The sequence below is a fragment of the Burkholderia sp. MBR-1 genome (assembly GCF_013822785.1).
Lineage (GTDB): Bacteria > Pseudomonadota > Gammaproteobacteria > Burkholderiales > Burkholderiaceae > Burkholderia > Burkholderia vietnamiensis.
Genome location: NZ_CP053610.1, coordinates 977,875 through 996,181, shown reverse-complemented (window position 1 = coordinate 996,181; position 18,307 = coordinate 977,875). Strand labels below are relative to the sequence as shown.

The following is an 18,307-nucleotide window of genomic DNA, read 5'->3' as shown; positions in this document are numbered from 1 at the left end:
CCTCAGCGAAGTCGCGATGCTGCGCCGCAGCGTCGCGGCGCGAGCGCTCAGCGGCCCGCGGTTTCGGTGAGGCCGTCGCGGGTCGGGATGTCGACACTGTTGCGCTCGCGGATGCGCCGCCGATACCAGAACGTCCACAGCAGCAGCGTGCCGAACACCGTGTAGCCCATGATCGGTGACACGACCAGCACGCGCTCGACGGGCCACGTCATCACCATCCACAGGCGCAGCAGCATCTCGAGCGTCATGCAGGTGCCCCACACGAACGTCATCAGCCGCAGCATGCGGCGCAGGTACGGTTGCTCGGCCCAGACCGTCTCGAAGCGCTCGGCGCCGCCGGCCATTTCGCGTGCGACGGTGGCACGCGCGAGATAGAAGATCAGCGGCCGGTCGCGAAACAGCGACAACAGGAACACGACGCCGATCGAGCCGGACGCGAGCGATTCGCGCATCAGCAGCGTGCGCGCGTCGCCGCCGAGCGCCATGCCGATGAGCGACAACGCGATGCCGAGCAGCACGATCGCGGCCACCGCATCGACGCGGCGGGAGCGGACGAATTCGACGACGGACCAGACGATCGGCGGAACCGCCGACGCGTAGAGCGCGCCGGTTTCCCCGAAATGTGGATGCGCGACCCGGTAGGCGACCCAGGGCAGCAGCAGATTGACGACGAGTTCGAGGAGCAGGCCGGCGCGTGGTTTCACGGGAGCGGGGCGCGGCGGGCGCGCGGCTGTGAAGGCGTTTCGAGTATATCGAAGTCGGACCCCGTGCGTGGGGTGTGGGGTGTTGGCGGCGGTGTGGGGCGCAGGGGCGGCTGTGAAGGCAGGCAAGGCGGCGGGCGATGCGCGGGTGTCGGCCGGCGCGGCGGCGGCTCAGGGCGCAGTGGCCACCTGCCCGCTAAGCCGATGGTGGCTTGCCCGCCGCGACCTACCGCCGATCGCCCAACGCGTAGCGCGAACTGCCGAACGCCGAACGCCGAACGCCGAATGCCGAACGCCCAACGCCCAACGCCCAACGCCCAACGCCCAACGCCCAACGCCCAACGCCCAACGCGAACTGCGAATGGCCAGTCGCCCATCACCCATCGCCCGCGGCCCGCTGCGCGTTGCCCGTCATTCGCCATCCAGCGCCCATCGGAGCGCGGCACCCGCGCGCCGCGCCCCAGCCGCCTCGAGCGTCCGTCAGGCTGCCACGGGCTGGACGATGATTTTCACGTTGCGGTCCTTGTGATTGACCAGCTCCTCGAAGCCGCGCGCGACGATGTCGCCGAGCGCGATGCGTCCGGTGATGAGCGGCTGCACGTCGATGCGGCCGTCCGCGATGAAGCGGATCACGTCCGCGAATTCGCCGTTGTACGCGAGCGAGCCGATCACTTCCTTCTCGGTCGACACGATGTCGAAGAAGTTGAACGACGTCGGCTCCTCGAAGATGCCGACCATCACCGACTTGCCGGCCTTGCGGATCACGTCGATCGCGAGCTTCGCGGTGGCCGTGTGGCCGATGCATTCGAACGACACGTCGGCGCCGTAGCCGCCCGTCAGCGCCTTGACCTCGGCGATCGCGTCGGACGCCTTCGGGTCGATCACGACCGTCGCGCCCACTTCGAGCGCCTTCTGCTTGCGCGCGGCCGACATTTCCAGCGCGATCACGCGTCCGGCGCCCGCGGCCTTCGCGCACATGATCGTGCACAGGCCGATCGTGCCGGCGCCGACCACGACGACGGTCTGCCCGACGATGTTGCCGGCCTTCTTCACCGCGTGCATCCCGACCGCGAGCGGCTCGATCAGCGCCCCGGCCTCGGTCGGAAAGTTGTCGGGCAGCTTGTACAGCAGTTCGGCCGGCACGTTCACGTACTCCGCGAACGCACCGTTGTTCATCAGCCCGGTGAACGCCAGGTTCTCGCAGATGTTGTACATCCCGTGCCGGCAATACCAGCAGGTGCCGCAATGCTGGCACGCGTCGGCCGTCACGCGCTCGCCGAGCGCGAAGCCCGTGACGCCCGCGCCGAGCGCCGCGATTTCGCCGCTGAATTCGTGGCCGAGGATGCACTGGCCTTTCAGGCCCGTGAGCGGGTGCGGCGCATCGACGGGGATGAACACCGGCCCGGCGACGTATTCGTGCAGGTCGGAGCCGCAGATCCCGCACCAGTGCACGCGGATCTGGACCCAGCCGGCCGGCGGGTGTCCGGGGACGGGAACCTCCTCGACGCGGATGTCGTTGCGGCCGTGCCAGACGGCGGCCTTCATGCTGGGGGCGGTATGCGGTGCCGGTGTACTCACGTTGCTGTCTCCGTCAGATTGTCGTCGGGCGCGCGGCAGGGTGCCGGTGCGTCCGTCGCGCGATTGCGCGAACGTCCGATATGCAGGAATGGGGCCAGCGGGATGAGGCAGCTTGCGCGGCGATGCGGCAGGGCTGTCGATGTGCAATGCAGCACGCCGCGCTGCGTCGACATCGCGCCGGTGGCACGCGAAACCGGCGCCGGATTTGCTGCAATTGCGACGGCACCGTGCGGATGAGACGACGCGACGGTCGTCTCACGCATTTGAGACGGAATGCGAGACGCGGTACGTGCTCGTTGCTGTTGGCGTGGGCGGTGGCACGAGCGTTCTGCGCCGGGGCGCGAGGGGGAGCCGAGCGCCGTATACCAAGCGCCAGCCGGCGACCACCGCCACAAGCCCTCAACGCACGCCGCCGCCAGCGGCCAAAACGCGCCGCCCCATCACACAGTCGCAGCGTGATCCACGTCGCGGCTGCGCCGCACCGTCAGCCGAGATCTTTCCGGTACTGGATGAATCCCGCGTCGTGCGCGAGCTTGTCGTACAGCGCGCGCGCCGAGGTGTTGGTTTCGTGCGTGAGCCAGTACACGCGGCTCGCGCCGGCTTCGCGGGCCCGCTCGTACACGGCCTCGATCAGCGCGCTGCCCGCGCCTTGCCCGCGCGCGTCGGCCGCCGTGAACAGATCCTGCAGATAGCAGTACGGCCCGTCGGTCCAGCACGAGCGGTGGTAGATCGCGTGCACGATGCCGACCAGCTTGCCCGCCGCGTCGAACGCGCCGAGGACGAACATCGGCTCGGCCGGGTCCAGCAGCCGCGCCCACGTCGTCGCGGTCACCGCGTCGCTCGCCGGAGACCGGTAGAACTGTCGATAGCCGTCCCACAGCGGCCGCCACGCGGCTTCGTCGGCGGCGGCGAGCGGGCGCACCGTGACGTGCGTCGCGCGGCTCCCGCGCTCGGCCGCGTCGCGCGCACGGGCTTGCCGCTCGCGGATCGCGACGAGCGATTCGCGTTGCACGCCGTCGGCGTCGAAGTTCGCGGGCGCGAGCCACGCTTCGAACGCGGCGCGCACGTCGGGCCACTCGCCGTCGACGATCGAGAACCATGTGGTGTCGCGATTGCGGCCCTTGTAGACGATCGCCTGCCGGAACGTGCCTTCGTAGCGGAAGCCGAGCCGTGCCGCGGCCTTGCGCGACGGCGCGTTGAGCGCATCGCACTTCCATTCGTAGCGGCGGTAGCCGAGCGTGTCGAACGCGTACTTCATCAGCAGGTATTGCGCGTCGGTCGACACCGGCGTGCGCTTGAGCAGCGGCGAGAACGTGACCGAGCCGACCTCGATCACGCCGTTGGCCGGATCGATGCGCATCAGCGCGAGCGTGCCGACCGCGCGGTTCGTCGCGCGATCGATCACCGTGTAGTGCAGCGGATCGGCGCTCGCCGCCGCGCCGCGCAGGTAGTCGCGGAAGCTCGACTCGTCGGCGTACGGCCCGTGTGCGAGATAGGTCCAGTCGCCGGCGTCGGGCGCTTGTGCATACGCGGCGTACAGCTCGGCGGCATGGCGCTCGGCATCGAGCGGTTCGAGCCGGCAGTAGCGGCCTTCGAGCACGATGCGCTCCGGGCGCGGGCGCGCGGACCAGTCGGGAACGGGACGGCCGATGGGTTGCTGCAAATCGTTGGTGGGCGTGGACAAGATCGATCTCGCGTCGGTTGGCGGTTGGCGGCCGGCGGCTTGCCGGCATGCAGACGATCGTAGTCGCGCCGAGGTACCATGAAAAGCGCCAGACTCATGCAAATTTATGGTGCCACGCGTGCCGCCTCGCGTGGTGCGCACCGCGATACCCCGATGCCGCGAGATTCGATGACGACCGACATTCCTTCCCACGACGCGCCCGCGTTGCCGCTCGACGCGCCGCTCGCCCGCACGGCAGGCGCGCCGTCGTTGCAGCGCCAGCTGCTGCGCCGCGTGCGCGATGCGATTCTCGGCGGCGCGATGCCGGCCGGCACGCGGCTGCCCGGCACGCGCGCGCTGGCCGATACGCTCGGCGTGTCGCGCAACACGACGGCGGCCGTGTACGAGCAGCTCGTCGCCGAGGGCTTCCTGCAGTCGGATCGGCGCGGCACGCGGGTGGTCGGCCTGTCGCGGCCGGCCGCGCCGCGCCGGCCCGCGGCGCCGCCCGCCGTCGCGCAGCGGCTCGGCCGGATCCGCCCGAGCCTGATCGGCAGCGGCGAGTCCGAATTTTTCCGGCCGGGCGTGCCCGCGTTGTCGCACTTTCCGGTGGACGCATGGCGGCATGCGATCGACCGCGCGCTGCGCCGTACCGGTCACGAGCTGCTCGCGTACGGCGATCCGCTCGGCGAGCGCACGTTGCGCGAATCGATCGCGCGACACCTGGCCGTGACGCGCGGCGTGCGCTGCGCTCCCGAGCAGATCGTGATCACCGAGGGCGCGCAGGGCGCGATCGCGTTGTGCGCGCAACTGCTGACGAATCCCGGCGATACGGTGTGGGTCGAGGAGCCCGGCTATCGCGGCGCGCGCAGCGCGATGCAGGCGGCGGATCTCGATGTCGTGCCGATGCCGGTCGACGCGGAGGGGTTGCGCGCGGACGATGCCGACTGGGCCGAACGCACGCCGCGGCTCGTCTACACGACGCCGTCGAACCAGTTCCCGACCGGCGCGGTACTGTCGATCTCGCGCCGCCTCGCGCTGCTCGAGGCGGCACGCCGGCATCGCGCGTGGATCATCGAGGACGATTACGACAGCGAGTTTCGCCATACCGGCGAGCCGATAGGCGCGTTGCACGGGCTCGCGGCCGATTCGCCGGTCGTCTATCTCGGCTCGTTCAGCAAGACGATGTTCCCGGCGCTGCGGATCGGCTTCCTCGTGCTGCCCGACGCGTTGCTCGCAGCCGTGCGCGCCGTGCTGCCCGAAATGCTGCGCGGCGGCACGCGCCACGTGCAGCTCGCGCTGGCCGACTTCATCGAGACCGGCGAATACGGACGGCATCTCGGCCGGATGCGCCGGCTGTATCGCGATCGGCGCCGGCTGCTGCTCGCCGCGCTCGGCGACGCGTTCAGCGTGCCGCACGAGGTCGAGGGCGGCCCGTGCGGATTGCATCTGACGCTGCGGCTGCCGGCGCGCTATCCCGACCGCGCGATCGTCGCGGCGGCGCGCGAGCACGGGATCGGGCCGTTTCCGCTGTCGGGTTTTTCGATCGCTACGGCGCCGGCCGACAACGGGCTCGTGCTCGGCTTCGGCAATACGTCGGCCGATGCGTTCGCACCGATGCTGCGGACGTTGTCGACGATCGCGCAGCGTATCGCGCAAGCGCCGCGCAGCGAGCCGGTTGCGTATGCAGACGATGAGCGGGGAGCCGGCGCTCGGTGAGCGTATGGTGCCGAGGCTATCGGCCGTTGCCGCCTACAAGACGTGCGATGCGCCGCGCAGCGCCGGCATGTCGTGCGCACGCTGCAGCGGACCCGTGCGTTTCGACAGCGCCCGACACTCAGCGCGCCGGTTCCGCGCGCACGATCCGGCGCGCGGCGGCCAGGCCCAACAGCAGCAGAGCCGCCACATACGCGACGACCGCGCCCCACGCGCCGTGTTGCCAGAACGTGCCGCCGACCGAGCCGAGCACGCTCGATCCGACGTAATAGGCGAGCAGGTACAGCGACGCCGCATGCCCCTTCGACGCCCCGGCGAGATGCCCGACCCAGCCGCTCGCGACCGCATGCGCGACGAAGAAGCCGATCGTGATGAGCACGATCCCGACGATGATCGCCACGAGCGACGGCGACAGCGTCAGCGCGAGGCCCGCTGCGAAGACGAGAATGCCGCTGACGAGAACCGGCGCACGCCCGACGCGATCGGCGAGCGCACCCGCGCTCGACGACGACACCATCCCGAACAGATACGCCGTGAAGATCAGCCCGCACGCGGTTGCGCTCAGGTCGAACGGCGGCGCGATCAGCCGGAAGCCGACGTAGTTGTACACGGTCACGAACGCGCCCATCACCAGGAAGCCGATCGCGAACACGAACGGCAGGCGCGGATGACGCAGCTGCGCGCTCCATAGCTGCAGGTGATGACGCAGCTTCAGGTCGGTGCGTTTCACGAAGCGGCGCGACGGCGGCAGCAGCACGACGAACGCGATGGCGGCGGCGAGATCGACGACGCCGATCGTCAGCATTGCGGTGCGCCACGAGAAGTACTCTTCGAGCGCGCTCATCCCGATCCGGCCGATCATGCCGCCGAACGCGGTGCCGCCGACGTACAGCCCCATCGACAGGCCGAGCCCTTCGGGCGCGATCTCCTCGGCGAGATACGCCATCGCGACGGCCGGCACGCCGCCGAGCGCGAAGCCTTCGAGCGCGCGCCACACCAGCAGCAGGTGCCAGCTCGGCGCAACGGCGGCCAGCAGGTTGAACAGCGCGGCGAGCGTCATCGACGCGAACATCGGCCCGCGCCGGCCGACGCGCTCCGACAGCGCGCCCGCGCACAGGATCGACACGGCCAGCATGCCGGTCGACAGCGACAGCGACAGCGAACTCGACGCCGCGCCGACGTGGAATTCGCGCACGAACGCGGGCAGCAGCGGCTGCACGCAGTAGAGCAGCGAGAACGTCGCAAAGCCGGCCAGAAAGAGCGCCAGCGCGATGCGCAGGTAGGCGGCCGAGCGCGGCGACACGCCGGCCGGCAGCACATCGGGCGCGATGGTCGCGCCGCGCGCCGCCGCCGGCGGGTTCGTAGAAGAAGGCATGAGATGCACTGAATGGGCTGGGGGAGGCGGCCATTCTTGCGCATGGTCAAACATATGTCCAATATATGAAAGAAACCGTAGCGATATGTTTTGCATCTGGCTGCGGCCGCTCGTTGCGGCTGCATCTTCCCGTCCACCGTCGATCGCATTGCGCATGGAACTCAGGCATCTCCGCTACTTTCTGGCCGTCGCCGCCGCGTCGAACTTCACGAAGGCCGCGCAGGCGCTGGGCATCGGCCAGCCGCCGCTGAGCCAGCAGATCAGGGCGCTCGAGGACGAACTCGGCGTCGAGCTGTTCAAGCGAACCGCGCGCGGCGCCGAACTCACCGTTGCCGGCGAGGTGTTCGCGGAAGAGGCGCGGCGCGTGCTCGACGACGCCGAGCGTGCTGCCCGTGCGGCGAAGCGGGCGGCACGCGGCGAAATCGGGCAGCTGCGCGTCGGCTTCACCGGGACGGCGGCGTTCAATTCGAAAGTCGCCGACCTGATCCGCCGCTTTCGCGAGGCGTTTCCGGATACCGAGCTGACGCTGCTGGAGGCGACCTCCGGCGTGCTGTTCGACGCGCTCGAAGCTGGCCGGCTCGACGTCGGGATCGTGCGTCCGGAGCGCCGCATCGCCGATACGCTGCACGCCGCGGACTGGGACGAGGAGCCGATGTTCGTCGCGCTGCCGGTCGCGCATCGGCTCGCGCGGCGCCGTCGGATCGAGCTTGCCGAACTCGCCGACGAGGCGTTCGTGCAGGTGCCGCGCGAAGCGGGCAGCGCGCTGTTCGACGACATCGTCGCCGCCTGCAATGCCGCCGGCTTCCAGCCGCGCATGGCGCAGCCCGCACCGCAGATCGCGTCGGCGGTGACGCTCGTCGCGGCCGGGCTCGGCGTGTCGATCGTGCCGATGGCGATCACGCAGGTGCAGGTCGCGGGCGTCGTCTATCGGCCGGTGGCCGGCGACGGCCTGCGCGCGCGGCTCGCGATCGCCTCGCGACGCGACGCGCAGTCGCCGGTGGTGCGCAACTTTCTCGCGTTGGCGTGGTAGCCGGCGTGCCGCGGCGCGTTGGCCGAATTGGCATCGACTCGCGGCTGCCTGCACGCCGTGCACCGTGCGGTGAATATGCCGATTGACGAACCGGCGAGTTTGTCCGGAACGAACGCTGTCGCGGTTGCGGCGCGGCGCGCGTGGTAGGCATCCGGGTTTCGATGCGTAGGTCCGCGACGCGGCGTGGACTATAAATGGAGACGTGTACCGGTGCTTGTCGGGCGTACGCGCGTGCCGCGCGGGTCCGCGCCGCGATCGCCCGGGGGAGGTGCACCGTGGTTCGCCAGACGCTTGCTCGCGCCGTGCTTCACGGCGCGTTGATCGGCGCCGTATTCGCGTGGTCGTGCGCGCCGTCGCCGCTCGTTGCCGGGACCGTCGCGGCGCCGCGCACGCCGCCCGGCATGAAGGTCAGGACGGCCGCGCCGCCGTATTCGATGCCGGTCGATTTCCCCGCGATCGTCGATCGCTACGGGCCGGCCGTCGTGACCGTCTCGACGGCCGCAGCGGAGTCGCAATCCGGCGGCCCGTCGTTCATGGAACTCGATCCCGACGATCCGCTCGCCGCATTCTTTCGCCGCGCAGCGTCGCCGCCGTTGGCCGCGCCACGCGCCCAGACGCCGGCGCAGCCCTCCGATGCGTTGCCGCGCGCGATCGCCGGCAGCGGGTCGGGTTTCATCGTGAGCGCCGACGGGCTGATCCTGACGTCCGCGCACGTGGTGGCCGATGCGACCGACGTGACGGTGCGCCTGGCCGATCGCCGGATGCTCAAGGGCACGGTGCTGGCCGTCGATCCGCAGAGCGACGTCGCGGTGCTGCACGTCGACGCGACGAAGCTGCCGGTCGTGCATCTCGGCGACTCGTCGCGGGTGCGCGCCGGCGAACCGGTGATGACGATCGGCGCGCCGGACGGCGCGGGCAATACGGTCACGGCCGGCATCGTCAGCGCGACGTCGCATCTGTTGCCGGACGGCGGCGCGTTTCCGTTCTTCCAGACCGACATCGCGGTGAACCCCGACAACTCCGGCGGCCCGGTGTTCAACCGCGCGGGCGACGTGATCGGGATCGCGATGCAGGTCTACACGGACGCCGATCGCTACGCGAGCACGACGTTCGCGATTCCGATCGCGCTCGCCGTGAAGGTGCGCGCGCAAGTACAGGCGCAGATGCGCAGCAATGCGCAGGCGCAGCGCGCGGCGTCGGGGGATGGGGCGGGCAATGGGTCGGCTAATGCACTGGGTGTGGACGTGCAGGATGTCGGCGTCGGACTGGCGGCCGCGTTCGGGTTGCCGCGCGCGGCGGGCGCGCTCGTGAACACCGTCGATCCCGGCTCACCGGCCGCGTTGGCCGGCGTGAAGCCGGGCGACGTGATCGTGAAGTTCGGCGACCGGCCGATCGGCCGCGCGGCGGAGTTGAACGATCTGGCCGCGGCGTTGCCGGCGGGCGGGAAGGCGACGCTGCGGGCGATCCGCAATCGCGTGCCGAAGACGCTGGTGGTCACGGGCGCGGCCACGGGCGCCGACGACGCGATCGACGATGCGGCGTCGGCAGGCGTGCCAGGTGCTACGGGGCCGGTCGGCGCCGCCGGTGCGACGGCGCTGACGGTGGCCGCCGCGCGGCCGGCCGACGGCGGCGATCGGCTCGGACTGACGATGCATCCGCTGAGCGACGCGGAACGCCGATCGACCGGGCTCGCCGTCGGAATGATGGTGGATGCGGTGCACGGGCCGGCTGCGCGCGCCGGCATCCGGCCCGGCGACGTGGTGCTCGAACTCAACGATACGTTGCTCGAAACGCCGGAAGACGTGCCGGCGCTGGAAGCGCACGGCGGCAACGTGATCGCGGTGCTGATCCAGCGCGACAACGCGCGCAGATTCGTGTCGGTGCGGGCGCGGTAGTGCGTTGACCGGCGCCGTCCTGACCACCGGCAATGCGGCGTATGCGCCGCTCGCGACGATGTCGCTGTCGACGCTCATCGCGTTGGCGGCGGCGATGTGCATCCGGGCCTTCGATGCCCGCGCGTGAGTCATGTGCGCCGCCGCGCGCGGCCGGCGCGCCGATCAGGCGCAATGTGCGCGCCGCGCCGACCGGAGCCAAACGACGCGACGCGCAGCCGTTCCCGCTGGCGCCCGCGCATCGCCACTACAGTCGTTACGGCTTCGCGCCGACCACGAACTCGAACGTCGCGACGCCGTCGACCCCGCCCGTCACGCGATCGCCCGGCTGCAGCGCGCCCACGCCGGCCGGCGTGCCGGTGAAGATCAGGTCGCCGGCCTTCAACGCGACCGAGCGCGACACGTAGGCGATCACGTCGGGCACGGCCCAGATCATGTCGGCGAGATCGCCTTGCTGACGCGTGTCGCCGTTCACCGCGAGCCAGATCCGCCCGCTCGCCGGGTGGCCGGTCGCGCTCGCGGCGCGCAGCGGGCTCATCGGCCCCGACGCGTCGAAGCCCTTCGCCCAGTCCCACGGGCGGCCCAGCTTCTTGGCTTCGGCCTGCAGGTCGCGACGCGTGAGGTCGACGCCGACGCCGTAACCCCACACGTGCGACAGCGCGTCGGCCGGCTCGATCGAGCGGCCGTCCTTGCCGATCGCGACGACCAGCTCGATCTCGTGATGGAGGTCGTTCGTCAGCGGCGGATACGGGACGGTGCCGGCGGCCGGCACGACCGCATCGGCCGGCTTCGTGAAGAAGAACGGCGGTTCGCGGTCGGGATCGGCGCCCATTTCCCGCGCGTGGTCGGCGTAGTTGCGGCCCACGCAGAACACGCGGCGTACCGGAAAGCGCGCGGACGATTGATCGACTTCGACGGAAGGACGCTCGGGAGCGTCGATGACGTATGCGGACATCGGATGGCCTCGTTCGAATGGAAGACGGATACCGGCCGCCACCCGACGGCGGCGGCCCGGCATGCCTGCAACGATACCGGAGCGCCGCGCGCCGCGATGCGACGCAACTGCGCTTTAACCGGACAAATCTACGCGTCCGCGGCCGGCGCCGCGTCGGTTGCATCGGCCGCATCCGCCGCAGCGACTGCATCGGGCAGCGCGGCGTTCGCGTCGCGGTACGCCTTCGGCGACATGCCGACGCGCGCGCGAAAGCGCCGTGCGAAATACCCTTCGTCGCGGAAGCCGACCGCACGGGCGATGTCCGCGATGCGCCGGCTCGTATGCGCGAGCAGCGATTGTGCGAGCGCGATCCGGCGCTCGGTCACCAGATCGGTGAAGGTGCTGCCGGTCTCCTTGCGCACCAGATGCGCGAGATAGTTCGGCGACAGGAACGCGGCCTCGGCGGTGGCCGCAAGCGTCAGGTCTTCGCGCGTGAGGTTGGCGCGCACATGGCGCAGCACGCGTGCGAGCGCGTCGCGCCGGCCCGCGCGCTGGGCGCCGCGCTGCGCGAGCTTGTCGAGCGCGCCGGCGTACTGCGTGCAGACGAGCCCGATCAGCTGCAGCAGATAGCCGCGCAGCAGCGTGGTCGACCCGAAGGTGCGGACCCGGTCGGCGTCGAGCATGCACAGCGCGAGGCGGCGTGCTTCGTCGAACGCGTCGCCGGTCAGGATGAAGTCGAGATGCTCCTGGAAGCGAAACGGCGTCAGTTCGGGGACGCGGTGCGCGGGCACGTCCTCGAGATCGAGCGGATCGACGTCGAGATCGGTGCGCAGGAACGCCTGGCTGAAGTTGATCACGATGAAGTGAGCGCCTTCCGGATGCGGAATCAGGTGTTCGCGATGCGGCAGCACGAACGCGAGCGCGCCGCGCGGAAACGGCCGCGTGACGCCGCCGATCCGCTGCTCGGTGTCGCCGCCGAGATTGAACTGGATCTGGAAGTAGGTGTGCCGGTGCGGTTCGGTGATCGCCTGGCGCGACGCCTGGTCGCGGATGTAGAAATCGAGCCGGTCGCTGCGTTCGGGCATCCCGTACAGGCGCGGCGGGGCGGAGGAGGGCATGAAGAATTCGGCTGGTCGAGACGCGGTTGAGCCGCGATGGTACAGCGAACCGGGCGCCGCCGGAATCGGCGGGCGCCGGGCGACGGCTCCGCGGGGCGGCTCGACGCTTCGCGCCTCGCTGCACCGGATCGGCTATGCGTCCGGATGGAAGCCGAGATAGCGCACGCGCGGGCCGGCAAGCGCGGCGGCGCTGCGGCTCGCCGCGCCCACCGCCGCGAGCGCGTCGATCGTGGCGGTGCGATTCGACGTCAGCGTCCACTCTGTCGCTTGCGCGTCGTCGGCGGCCGGCGCCGCGCGCACGGCCGTCAGCGCGGCGAGCAGCGCATCCGCGGGCGGCGCATGAACCGCGAAGCCCTCGTTCGCGACGGCCGCCGTATCGATGCCGAGCATCTCGCACAGCCGCGCCCGCAGCGGCGTCTCGGTCTCGCTCGCCGTTCGCGAACGTGCGACGTGCTCGGCCGTCGCCGCGTCGACGAGCGTGCCGCCGCGGAGCAGCGGCGCCTGCTGCCATGCGTCCGACGGACATTGCTTGCCGGGCGGCGCGAGCGGCACGAACGGGTTGATTTCGGCCGGGTAGATGCGGCATACGAGCGGCCGATCGTCGTAGATCCCGCAGCGGAGGTCGTCGCGCAGGTTGGGGCACGGCCCGGCATGCGATGCGACGAGCACGGCCGTCACACGCAGCGGCAGCGTGCCGCTCGAGGCGGGCGTCGAGCGCGCCCGCTTGTACGCGGCGAACGCGTTGCCGGCCTCGGGCTCCTCGAGCCACGGCATCGCGTCGCACAGCAGTTCGACGTGGCCGCCGCGGCGCAGCCACGCGATCGCTTCGCCGATCGTCAGTGGAATGCGCAGGTCGCGGCAGCAGCCGCCGCAGCCGGTGCACGCGAAATCGAGGTCGGCCGGCGTGTCGTTCATGCGCATGTGTCGGGTGCCGCGTTCAAGCGGGAAAGGATGGCGCCGCAGCCGGCGGCCCGGTACATGCGTCGCGCGCCAGCAGCGGCGCGACGCGCCGACGCAGCTCGGGCACGACCTCGGCGTCGAACCACGGATGATGCTTGAACCATCCCTGGTTGCGCGGCGACGGATGCGGCAGCGGCAGCACACCGGGCCCGTAGTCGCGCCACGCTTGCACGGTGTCGGTCAGCGTCGCCTTGCGCGCGTCGCGCAGAAAATGCCGCTGCGCATACTGGCCGATCAGCAGCGTCAGCCGGATCGACGGCAATTCGGCCAGCAGCCGGTCGAGCCACAGCGCCGCGCATTCCGGCCGCGGCGGGTTGTCGCCGCTCGCGCCGCGGCCGGGATAGCAGAACCCCATCGGCACGATCGCGAAGCGCGTCTCGTCGTAGAACGTGTCGGCATCGACGCCGAGCCAGTCGCGCAGCCGCTTGCCGCTCGCGTCGTCCCACGGGATGCCGCTCGCATGGACGCGCGCGCCGGGAGCCTGGCCGACGATCAGCACGCGCGCGTCGCGATGGGCGCGCAGCACCGGGCGCGGCCCGAGCGGCAGCTCGGCTTCGCATGTGCGGCACGCGTGGATTTCGGTGAGCAGCACGTCGAGCGACGTGCGCGTTCGTTTCGGCATCGATTCGGGACCGGGGACGGAGTGGCGATACGGGTGCAGCGGTACGGGCATTGGGCGCCCGCGCATTGCGCTGGGCGGCGGGCCGGCCGCCGCCGCATCTCCGCGGAGGGAGTCAGCGGCCGGCCGTACCGTCTTCGGCGACGGCAGCATCATACAACGCCGTCTGCGCGATCGCCGCGGCGATCTGCGCGTCGTCCTGCGTGCCCTCGAGCATGCCCCAGCGCCGGTATTGCGACAGGAACCACCGCGCCTCCTGCGGATCCGGCCGGTTCACGCCGCCGCCATCGTGGAAACGGATCGGCAGCGGCGGCTGCGCGAACGGGCCGGCGCCGTAGTCGCCGAGCAGGCGCGGCGCGATCAGGCGGGCCGGCACGCCGAGCGCGTCGGGCGACGCGAGCCAGTCGGCGGCGTCGCGGCGGTGCGCCGGGTCGTCCAGCCACGCGCACGCATCGACGACGGTGCGGATCAGCGCGCGCGCGGTCGCCGGATACAGCGCGACGAAATCGCGCCGCGTCGCCAGCACCTTCTCCGGATGATCGGGCCAGATCTCGCTGGTGACGGCGACGGTGCGGCCCGCGCCGCAGGCCTCGGCCACCGCGTGCCACGGCTCGCCGGCGCAGAAGCCGTCGAGTTCGCCGCCCGCGAGCGCGGCGACCATCTCGGGCGGCGGGATCACGACGCTGCGCACGTCGCGCAGCGGATCGACGCCGTGCGACGCGAGCCAGTGGTTCAGCCACATCGCGTGCGTGCCGGTCGGGAAGGTCTGCGCGAGCAGCGGCTTGCGGCCGAGCGTCGCGAACGCGGCGCGGACGTCGCCGCTGGCGCGGTAGGCGTCGGCGAGGCCGCGCGCGAACGTGATCGCCTGGCCGTTGCGGTTCAGCACCATCAGCGCGGCCATGTCGGCCTGCGGGCCGCCGATGCCGAGCTGCAGCCCGCAGACGAGCCCGTACAGCGCGTGCGCGGCGTCGAGTTCGCCGCTCAGCAGCTTGTCGCGCACGGCGGCCCACGACGGCTGGCGGTGCAGCTCGAGCGTCAGCCCGTGGCGCGCGCCGAGATTCAGGCGCTGCGCGACGATCAGCGGGGCCGCATCGCTCAACGCGACGAAACCGAGACGAAGATGCGCGCGTTCGGGCGCGGCGGGAATCGGAGGGTTCATGGTGGTCATTGTGAAGGCGCGTCGAGCAGTTGCCGCGCGACGTCGACGATGCGCAGCCCCTGATCCATCGCGCGCTTGCGCAGCTGCGCGTAAGCATCGTGTTCGGACAGGCTGCGCCTGTCCATCAGCAGGCGTTTCGCGCGATCGATCAGCTTGCGTTCGGCCAGCTCGCGCTCGACGTCGGCGAGCCGGCGACGCAGCGCATCGTCGTGGGAGAAGCGCGCGAGCGCGACTTCGAGAATCGGCGCGAGGCGCTCGGCCGACAGCCCTTCGACCAGATAGGCGCTGACGCCGGCGCCGACGGCCGCATGAATCAGCGCCTGATCGGCGTCGTGGCTGAACATCAGCACGGGGCGCGGCGCGGTCGCATGCATCACGGCCAGTTGCTCGAGCGTGTCGCGCGACGGCGAATCGGTATCGATGATCACGACGTCGGGGCGCTGCTCCTCCACGGCGGCGGGTAGGCGCGCCGGCGTCGCGACGTCGTTGAGCATCTCGTAGCCGAGGCGTGCGAGCGCGTCGCCGAGCTCGCCGATCGGCTTGTCGGTATCGGTGACGAGCAGCACGCGCAGGCGGGCGGGCGGAACGGACGAACTCATGACGCGAACGGGGACGGACGGGCTTCGGTGCAACGGTTGAACGGATCGGCCGACGTCCGCGCGGAGCTTGCCGCAGCGGACGCGTCGAGCGCGTCGGGCAAGCCGCACCGGCAGCCGGCGCGAGCGCGCCTGCCGTGAGCGCAATGGTGATGCGGACGATGCCGCGCGGCGCAGCCCATCACGCGGCCCACGACATCGGTGCGGCTGCGGTGTCGGGATCGGTGTCGGTGCGCTGCGCGCACGCTGCACCGATCGCGCCGCCCACGAGGATCACGGCCGGGCTGCCGAGCCGCGCGTCGTCGATGCCGCGCGCGAGGCCGCCGAGCGTGCCGGTCCAGCGGCGTTCGTGCGGCGTGCCGGCCCATTGCACGGCGGCGGCCGGCGTCGCGGCGGGCAGCGCGGCGAGCAGGCCCGTCGCGATGCTGTCGACGCGGCTCATGCCCATATAGATCGCGAGCGTGGTGCCGGTGGCCGCCAGCGCGGCCCAGTCGGGCTCGCCGTGATCCTGGCGGTGCGCGGTGACGAACGTGACGCCCTGGCAATGTTCGCGATGCGTGAGCGAGATGCCGAGGCTCGCGGCGGCCGCGAACCCCGACGAGATGCCGTTGACGATCTCGACCGGGATCGCGGCGGCGCGCAGCGTCGCGAGCTCCTCGCCGGCGCGGCCGAACAGCAGTGCGTCGCCGCCTTTCACGCGCACGACGTGCGCGCCGCGCAGCGCGTAGCGGCGCATCAGTTTCTCGATGAACGCCTGCGGCGTGGAGCGGCAGCCGCCGCGCTTGCCGACGCGGATCACGCGCGCCTGCGGCGCAAGCTCGACGATGCCCGGCGCGACGAGATCGTCGAGCAGCAGCACGTCGGCGGCGGCCAGCGCCTTCGCGGCCTTCAGGGTGAGCAGATCGGGGTCGCCGGGGCCGGCGCCCAGCAGCGTGACTTTTCCAGTCGTCATGTCGTGTTCCTGTGCCGCATGCGGCGGCGATAACGCGTTGTTGCTCGCGGCGGCGGGCGGTCGAGGCGACCACGGCGTTCCGCCGTGCCGAGCACGGGCTGGACGCCGTTGTCCACGTCGGTTCTGCCGGCCCCGCCTGGATCGGCCGGGACGGCATGGGGAAAGACCGCCCACCGGCGCCGTTGCCGGTGTCGACAACGGATTCAGCAATAAACGGGCCAAGCGTCGCGTCGCGGCCCGCGCCCGTGGCGACGTGCGGCGCACGACGCCAGCGCGGCACGCGAACGCATGCACTCGCATGCGGCGCCGCCGCGCATCCGATGCCCGCGCGACGTGCATCGCGACGCACCGGCACGCACCGCGACATCGCACGGCGATAGTGCTGCAGCGCACCACATCTGTGCCGCGATGCCTCCCGACGTATCGCGGCCGATTCCGCGCAAGCCGGCCGACGGCGCCCGGCGAGCCTTGTACGACAGGGCGCTCGCGGCGATTTCGCGTTGCATGGCACGCCGCTTGCGTTAGCTGGCTCGGGCGAATCAACGGCGATTCGTCCGCAGTACCGAATACTGACGCGCCCGGCAACGGGCTTCATGGGCAACGGCGTCCTACACATCGGGTCTCGACGAGATCGGATGTGCAGGACGCCGTTTTTCGTTTGGCGGATGACATGACCGACAAAGCTACCCGTATCGATCTCTTCAGCTTCCGCAGCGCGCCGATGCGTGCGTTCCACATGACGTGGATGGCGTTTTTCGTGTGCTTCTTCGCGTGGTTCGCGTGTGCGCCGTTGATGCCGCTGATCTCGCGCGAATTCCATCTCACCGCGGCGCAGGTCGCGAACATCAACATCGCCGCGGTGGCCGCGACCATCGCGGTGCGGCTGCTGGTCGGCCCGCTGTGCGACCGCTTCGGCCCGCGCCGCGTGTACGTCGGTCTGCTGCTGCTCGGCGCGATCCCCGTGTTCGCGGTGTCGTTCGTGCACGACTACCTGTCGTTCCTGATCTGCCGGCTCGGCATCGGCGCGATCGGCGCCGGCTTCGTGATCACGCAGTACCACACGTCGGTGATGTTCGCGTCGAACGTGGTCGGCACCGCGAACGCGACGACGGCCGGCTGGGGCAACGCGGGCGCAGGCGCGACGCAGGCGATGATGCCGCTGCTCGTCGCGGCCGGCCTGCTGCTCGGCTTCGGCGACGACGCGTCGTGGCGCATCGCGCTCGTCGTGCCGGGCATCGCGATGCTCGCGATGGCGTGGGCGTACTGGCGCTTCACGCAGGACTGCCCGCAAGGCGACTTCGTCGCGCTGCGCAAGCAGGGCGTGACGGTCGACAGCGGCAAGAAGGGCGGCTGGGCGAGCTTCTTCGCCGCGTGCGGCAACTATCGCGTGTGGATGCTGTTCGTCACCTACGGCGCGTGTTTCGGCGTCGAGGTGTTCATCCACAACATCGCCGCGCTGTACTACGTCGACCACTTCAAGCTGTCGCTGAAGGACGCCGGCTTCGCGGTCGGCCTGTTCGGGCTGCTCGCGCTGTTCGCCCGCGCGCTCGGCGGCTGGCTGTCGGACCGGATCGCCGCGCGGCGCAGCCTCGACGTGCGCGCGACGCTGCTGTGCGCGCTGATCATCGGCGAAGGGCTCGGGCTCTTGTGGTTCTCGCATGCGCAAGGCATCGGCATGGCGCTCGTCGCGATGCTGACGTTCGGCCTCTTCACGCACATGGCATGCGGCGCGACCTATGCGCTCGTGCCGTTCATCGACCGCCGCGCGCTCGGCGGCGTCGCGGGGATCGTCGGCGCGGGCGGCAACGTCGGCGCGGTGGCCGCGGCGTTCCTGCTGAAGGGCGTCGGCGACGTGCAGCACGCGCTGAGCCTGCTCGGGCTCGTCGTCACCGCGACCGCGCTGTGCGCGATGGCCGTGCGCTTCAGCGCAGAACACAAGGCACGCGAGGCCGAGCTGCGCGACCGCGCGCTGGCCACCGCCAATGCCGCGAACTGATCGACCGAGGGAAACGTCATC

The 18,307-nt window shown here is 71.1% G+C and carries 16 protein-coding genes; 5 read left to right on the top strand and 11 right to left on the bottom strand.

What is annotated here, in order from left to right:
• Positions 1 to 47: 47 nt before the first annotated feature.
• The 3 genes from MBR110_RS19195 to MBR110_RS19185 form a co-directional block, all read right to left on the bottom strand.
• The gene (locus MBR110_RS19195) at positions 48 to 704 is read right to left on the bottom strand and encodes a VC0807 family protein (RefSeq protein ID WP_011882339.1); all 657 of its coding nucleotides are present in this window, start codon (positions 702 to 704) and stop codon (positions 48 to 50) included.
• Between the two features lie 477 nt (positions 705 to 1,181).
• Positions 1,182 to 2,246 carry a 2,3-butanediol dehydrogenase gene (locus MBR110_RS19190; protein WP_034195115.1) on the bottom strand — a complete coding sequence of 355 codons (1,065 nt, stop codon included), beginning with the start codon at positions 2,244 to 2,246 and terminating at the stop codon, positions 1,182 to 1,184.
• A gap of 517 nt (positions 2,247 to 2,763) precedes the next feature.
• Entirely contained in the window at positions 2,764 to 3,963 is a 1,200-nt protein-coding gene (locus MBR110_RS19185; RefSeq protein WP_181709486.1) for a GNAT family N-acetyltransferase, read from the bottom strand.
• 168 nt (positions 3,964 to 4,131) lie between these two features.
• Between MBR110_RS19185 and pdxR the strand changes: the two genes are divergently transcribed.
• Entirely contained in the window at positions 4,132 to 5,658 is a 1,527-nt protein-coding gene (pdxR, locus tag MBR110_RS19180) for a MocR-like pyridoxine biosynthesis transcription factor PdxR (protein ID WP_181709485.1), read from the top strand.
• 118 nt (positions 5,659 to 5,776) lie between these two features.
• On the opposite strand, the gene MBR110_RS19175 is transcribed toward pdxR, so the two are convergent.
• Positions 5,777 to 7,030, bottom strand: a complete 1,254-nt coding sequence (locus MBR110_RS19175; RefSeq protein ID WP_181709484.1) for an MFS transporter — start codon at positions 7,028 to 7,030, stop codon at positions 5,777 to 5,779.
• Between the two features lie 154 nt (positions 7,031 to 7,184).
• Between MBR110_RS19175 and MBR110_RS19170 the strand changes: the two genes are divergently transcribed.
• The 3 genes from MBR110_RS19170 to MBR110_RS19160 all read left to right on the top strand — a co-directional run bounded on the left by MBR110_RS19170 (position 7,185) and on the right by MBR110_RS19160 (position 10,082).
• Positions 7,185 to 8,060, top strand: a complete 876-nt coding sequence (locus MBR110_RS19170) for a LysR family transcriptional regulator (protein ID WP_046426409.1) — start codon at positions 7,185 to 7,187, stop codon at positions 8,058 to 8,060.
• Between the two features lie 275 nt (positions 8,061 to 8,335).
• Entirely contained in the window at positions 8,336 to 9,955 is a 1,620-nt protein-coding gene (locus MBR110_RS19165) for a trypsin-like peptidase domain-containing protein (RefSeq protein WP_181709483.1), read from the top strand.
• Between the two features lie 4 nt (positions 9,956 to 9,959).
• Positions 9,960 to 10,082, top strand: coding sequence for a hypothetical protein (locus MBR110_RS19160; RefSeq protein ID WP_341767260.1), 123 nt, complete (start codon positions 9,960 to 9,962; stop codon positions 10,080 to 10,082).
• A 126-nt stretch (positions 10,083 to 10,208) separates the two neighbouring features.
• On the opposite strand, the gene MBR110_RS19155 is transcribed toward MBR110_RS19160, so the two are convergent.
• The 7 genes from MBR110_RS19155 to cobA form a co-directional block, all read right to left on the bottom strand.
• Entirely contained in the window at positions 10,209 to 10,907 is a 699-nt protein-coding gene (locus MBR110_RS19155; protein ID WP_011882330.1) for a fumarylacetoacetate hydrolase family protein, read from the bottom strand.
• A 128-nt stretch (positions 10,908 to 11,035) separates the two neighbouring features.
• Positions 11,036 to 12,004 carry a helix-turn-helix transcriptional regulator gene (locus MBR110_RS19150; protein WP_011882329.1) on the bottom strand — a complete coding sequence of 323 codons (969 nt, stop codon included), beginning with the start codon at positions 12,002 to 12,004 and terminating at the stop codon, positions 11,036 to 11,038.
• A gap of 132 nt (positions 12,005 to 12,136) precedes the next feature.
• A complete protein-coding gene (locus tag MBR110_RS19145) occupies positions 12,137 to 12,919 on the bottom strand; it encodes a YkgJ family cysteine cluster protein (protein WP_011882328.1) in 783 nt (260 codons plus the stop codon).
• Positions 12,920 to 12,941: 22 nt separating this feature from the next.
• On the bottom strand, positions 12,942 to 13,586 hold the full coding sequence (locus tag MBR110_RS19140) for a uracil-DNA glycosylase family protein (protein ID WP_011882327.1): 645 nt from the start codon (positions 13,584 to 13,586) through the stop codon (positions 12,942 to 12,944).
• Between the two features lie 112 nt (positions 13,587 to 13,698).
• Entirely contained in the window at positions 13,699 to 14,742 is a 1,044-nt protein-coding gene (locus tag MBR110_RS19135) for a CmpA/NrtA family ABC transporter substrate-binding protein (protein ID WP_011882326.1), read from the bottom strand.
• 5 nt (positions 14,743 to 14,747) lie between these two features.
• Positions 14,748 to 15,341: an ANTAR domain-containing response regulator gene (locus tag MBR110_RS19130; RefSeq protein WP_011882325.1), complete on the bottom strand. Its 594-nt coding sequence runs from the start codon at positions 15,339 to 15,341 to the stop codon at positions 14,748 to 14,750.
• A 178-nt stretch (positions 15,342 to 15,519) separates the two neighbouring features.
• Positions 15,520 to 16,290, bottom strand: a complete 771-nt coding sequence (cobA, locus tag MBR110_RS19125) for a uroporphyrinogen-III C-methyltransferase (RefSeq protein WP_034195107.1) — start codon at positions 16,288 to 16,290, stop codon at positions 15,520 to 15,522.
• A gap of 670 nt (positions 16,291 to 16,960) precedes the next feature.
• Here cobA and MBR110_RS19120 point away from each other — a divergent pair.
• Complete coding sequence (locus MBR110_RS19120; RefSeq protein WP_045577938.1) at positions 16,961 to 18,286, top strand: MFS transporter; 1,326 nt, start codon at positions 16,961 to 16,963, stop codon at positions 18,284 to 18,286.
• Positions 18,287 to 18,307 lie beyond the last annotated feature (21 nt).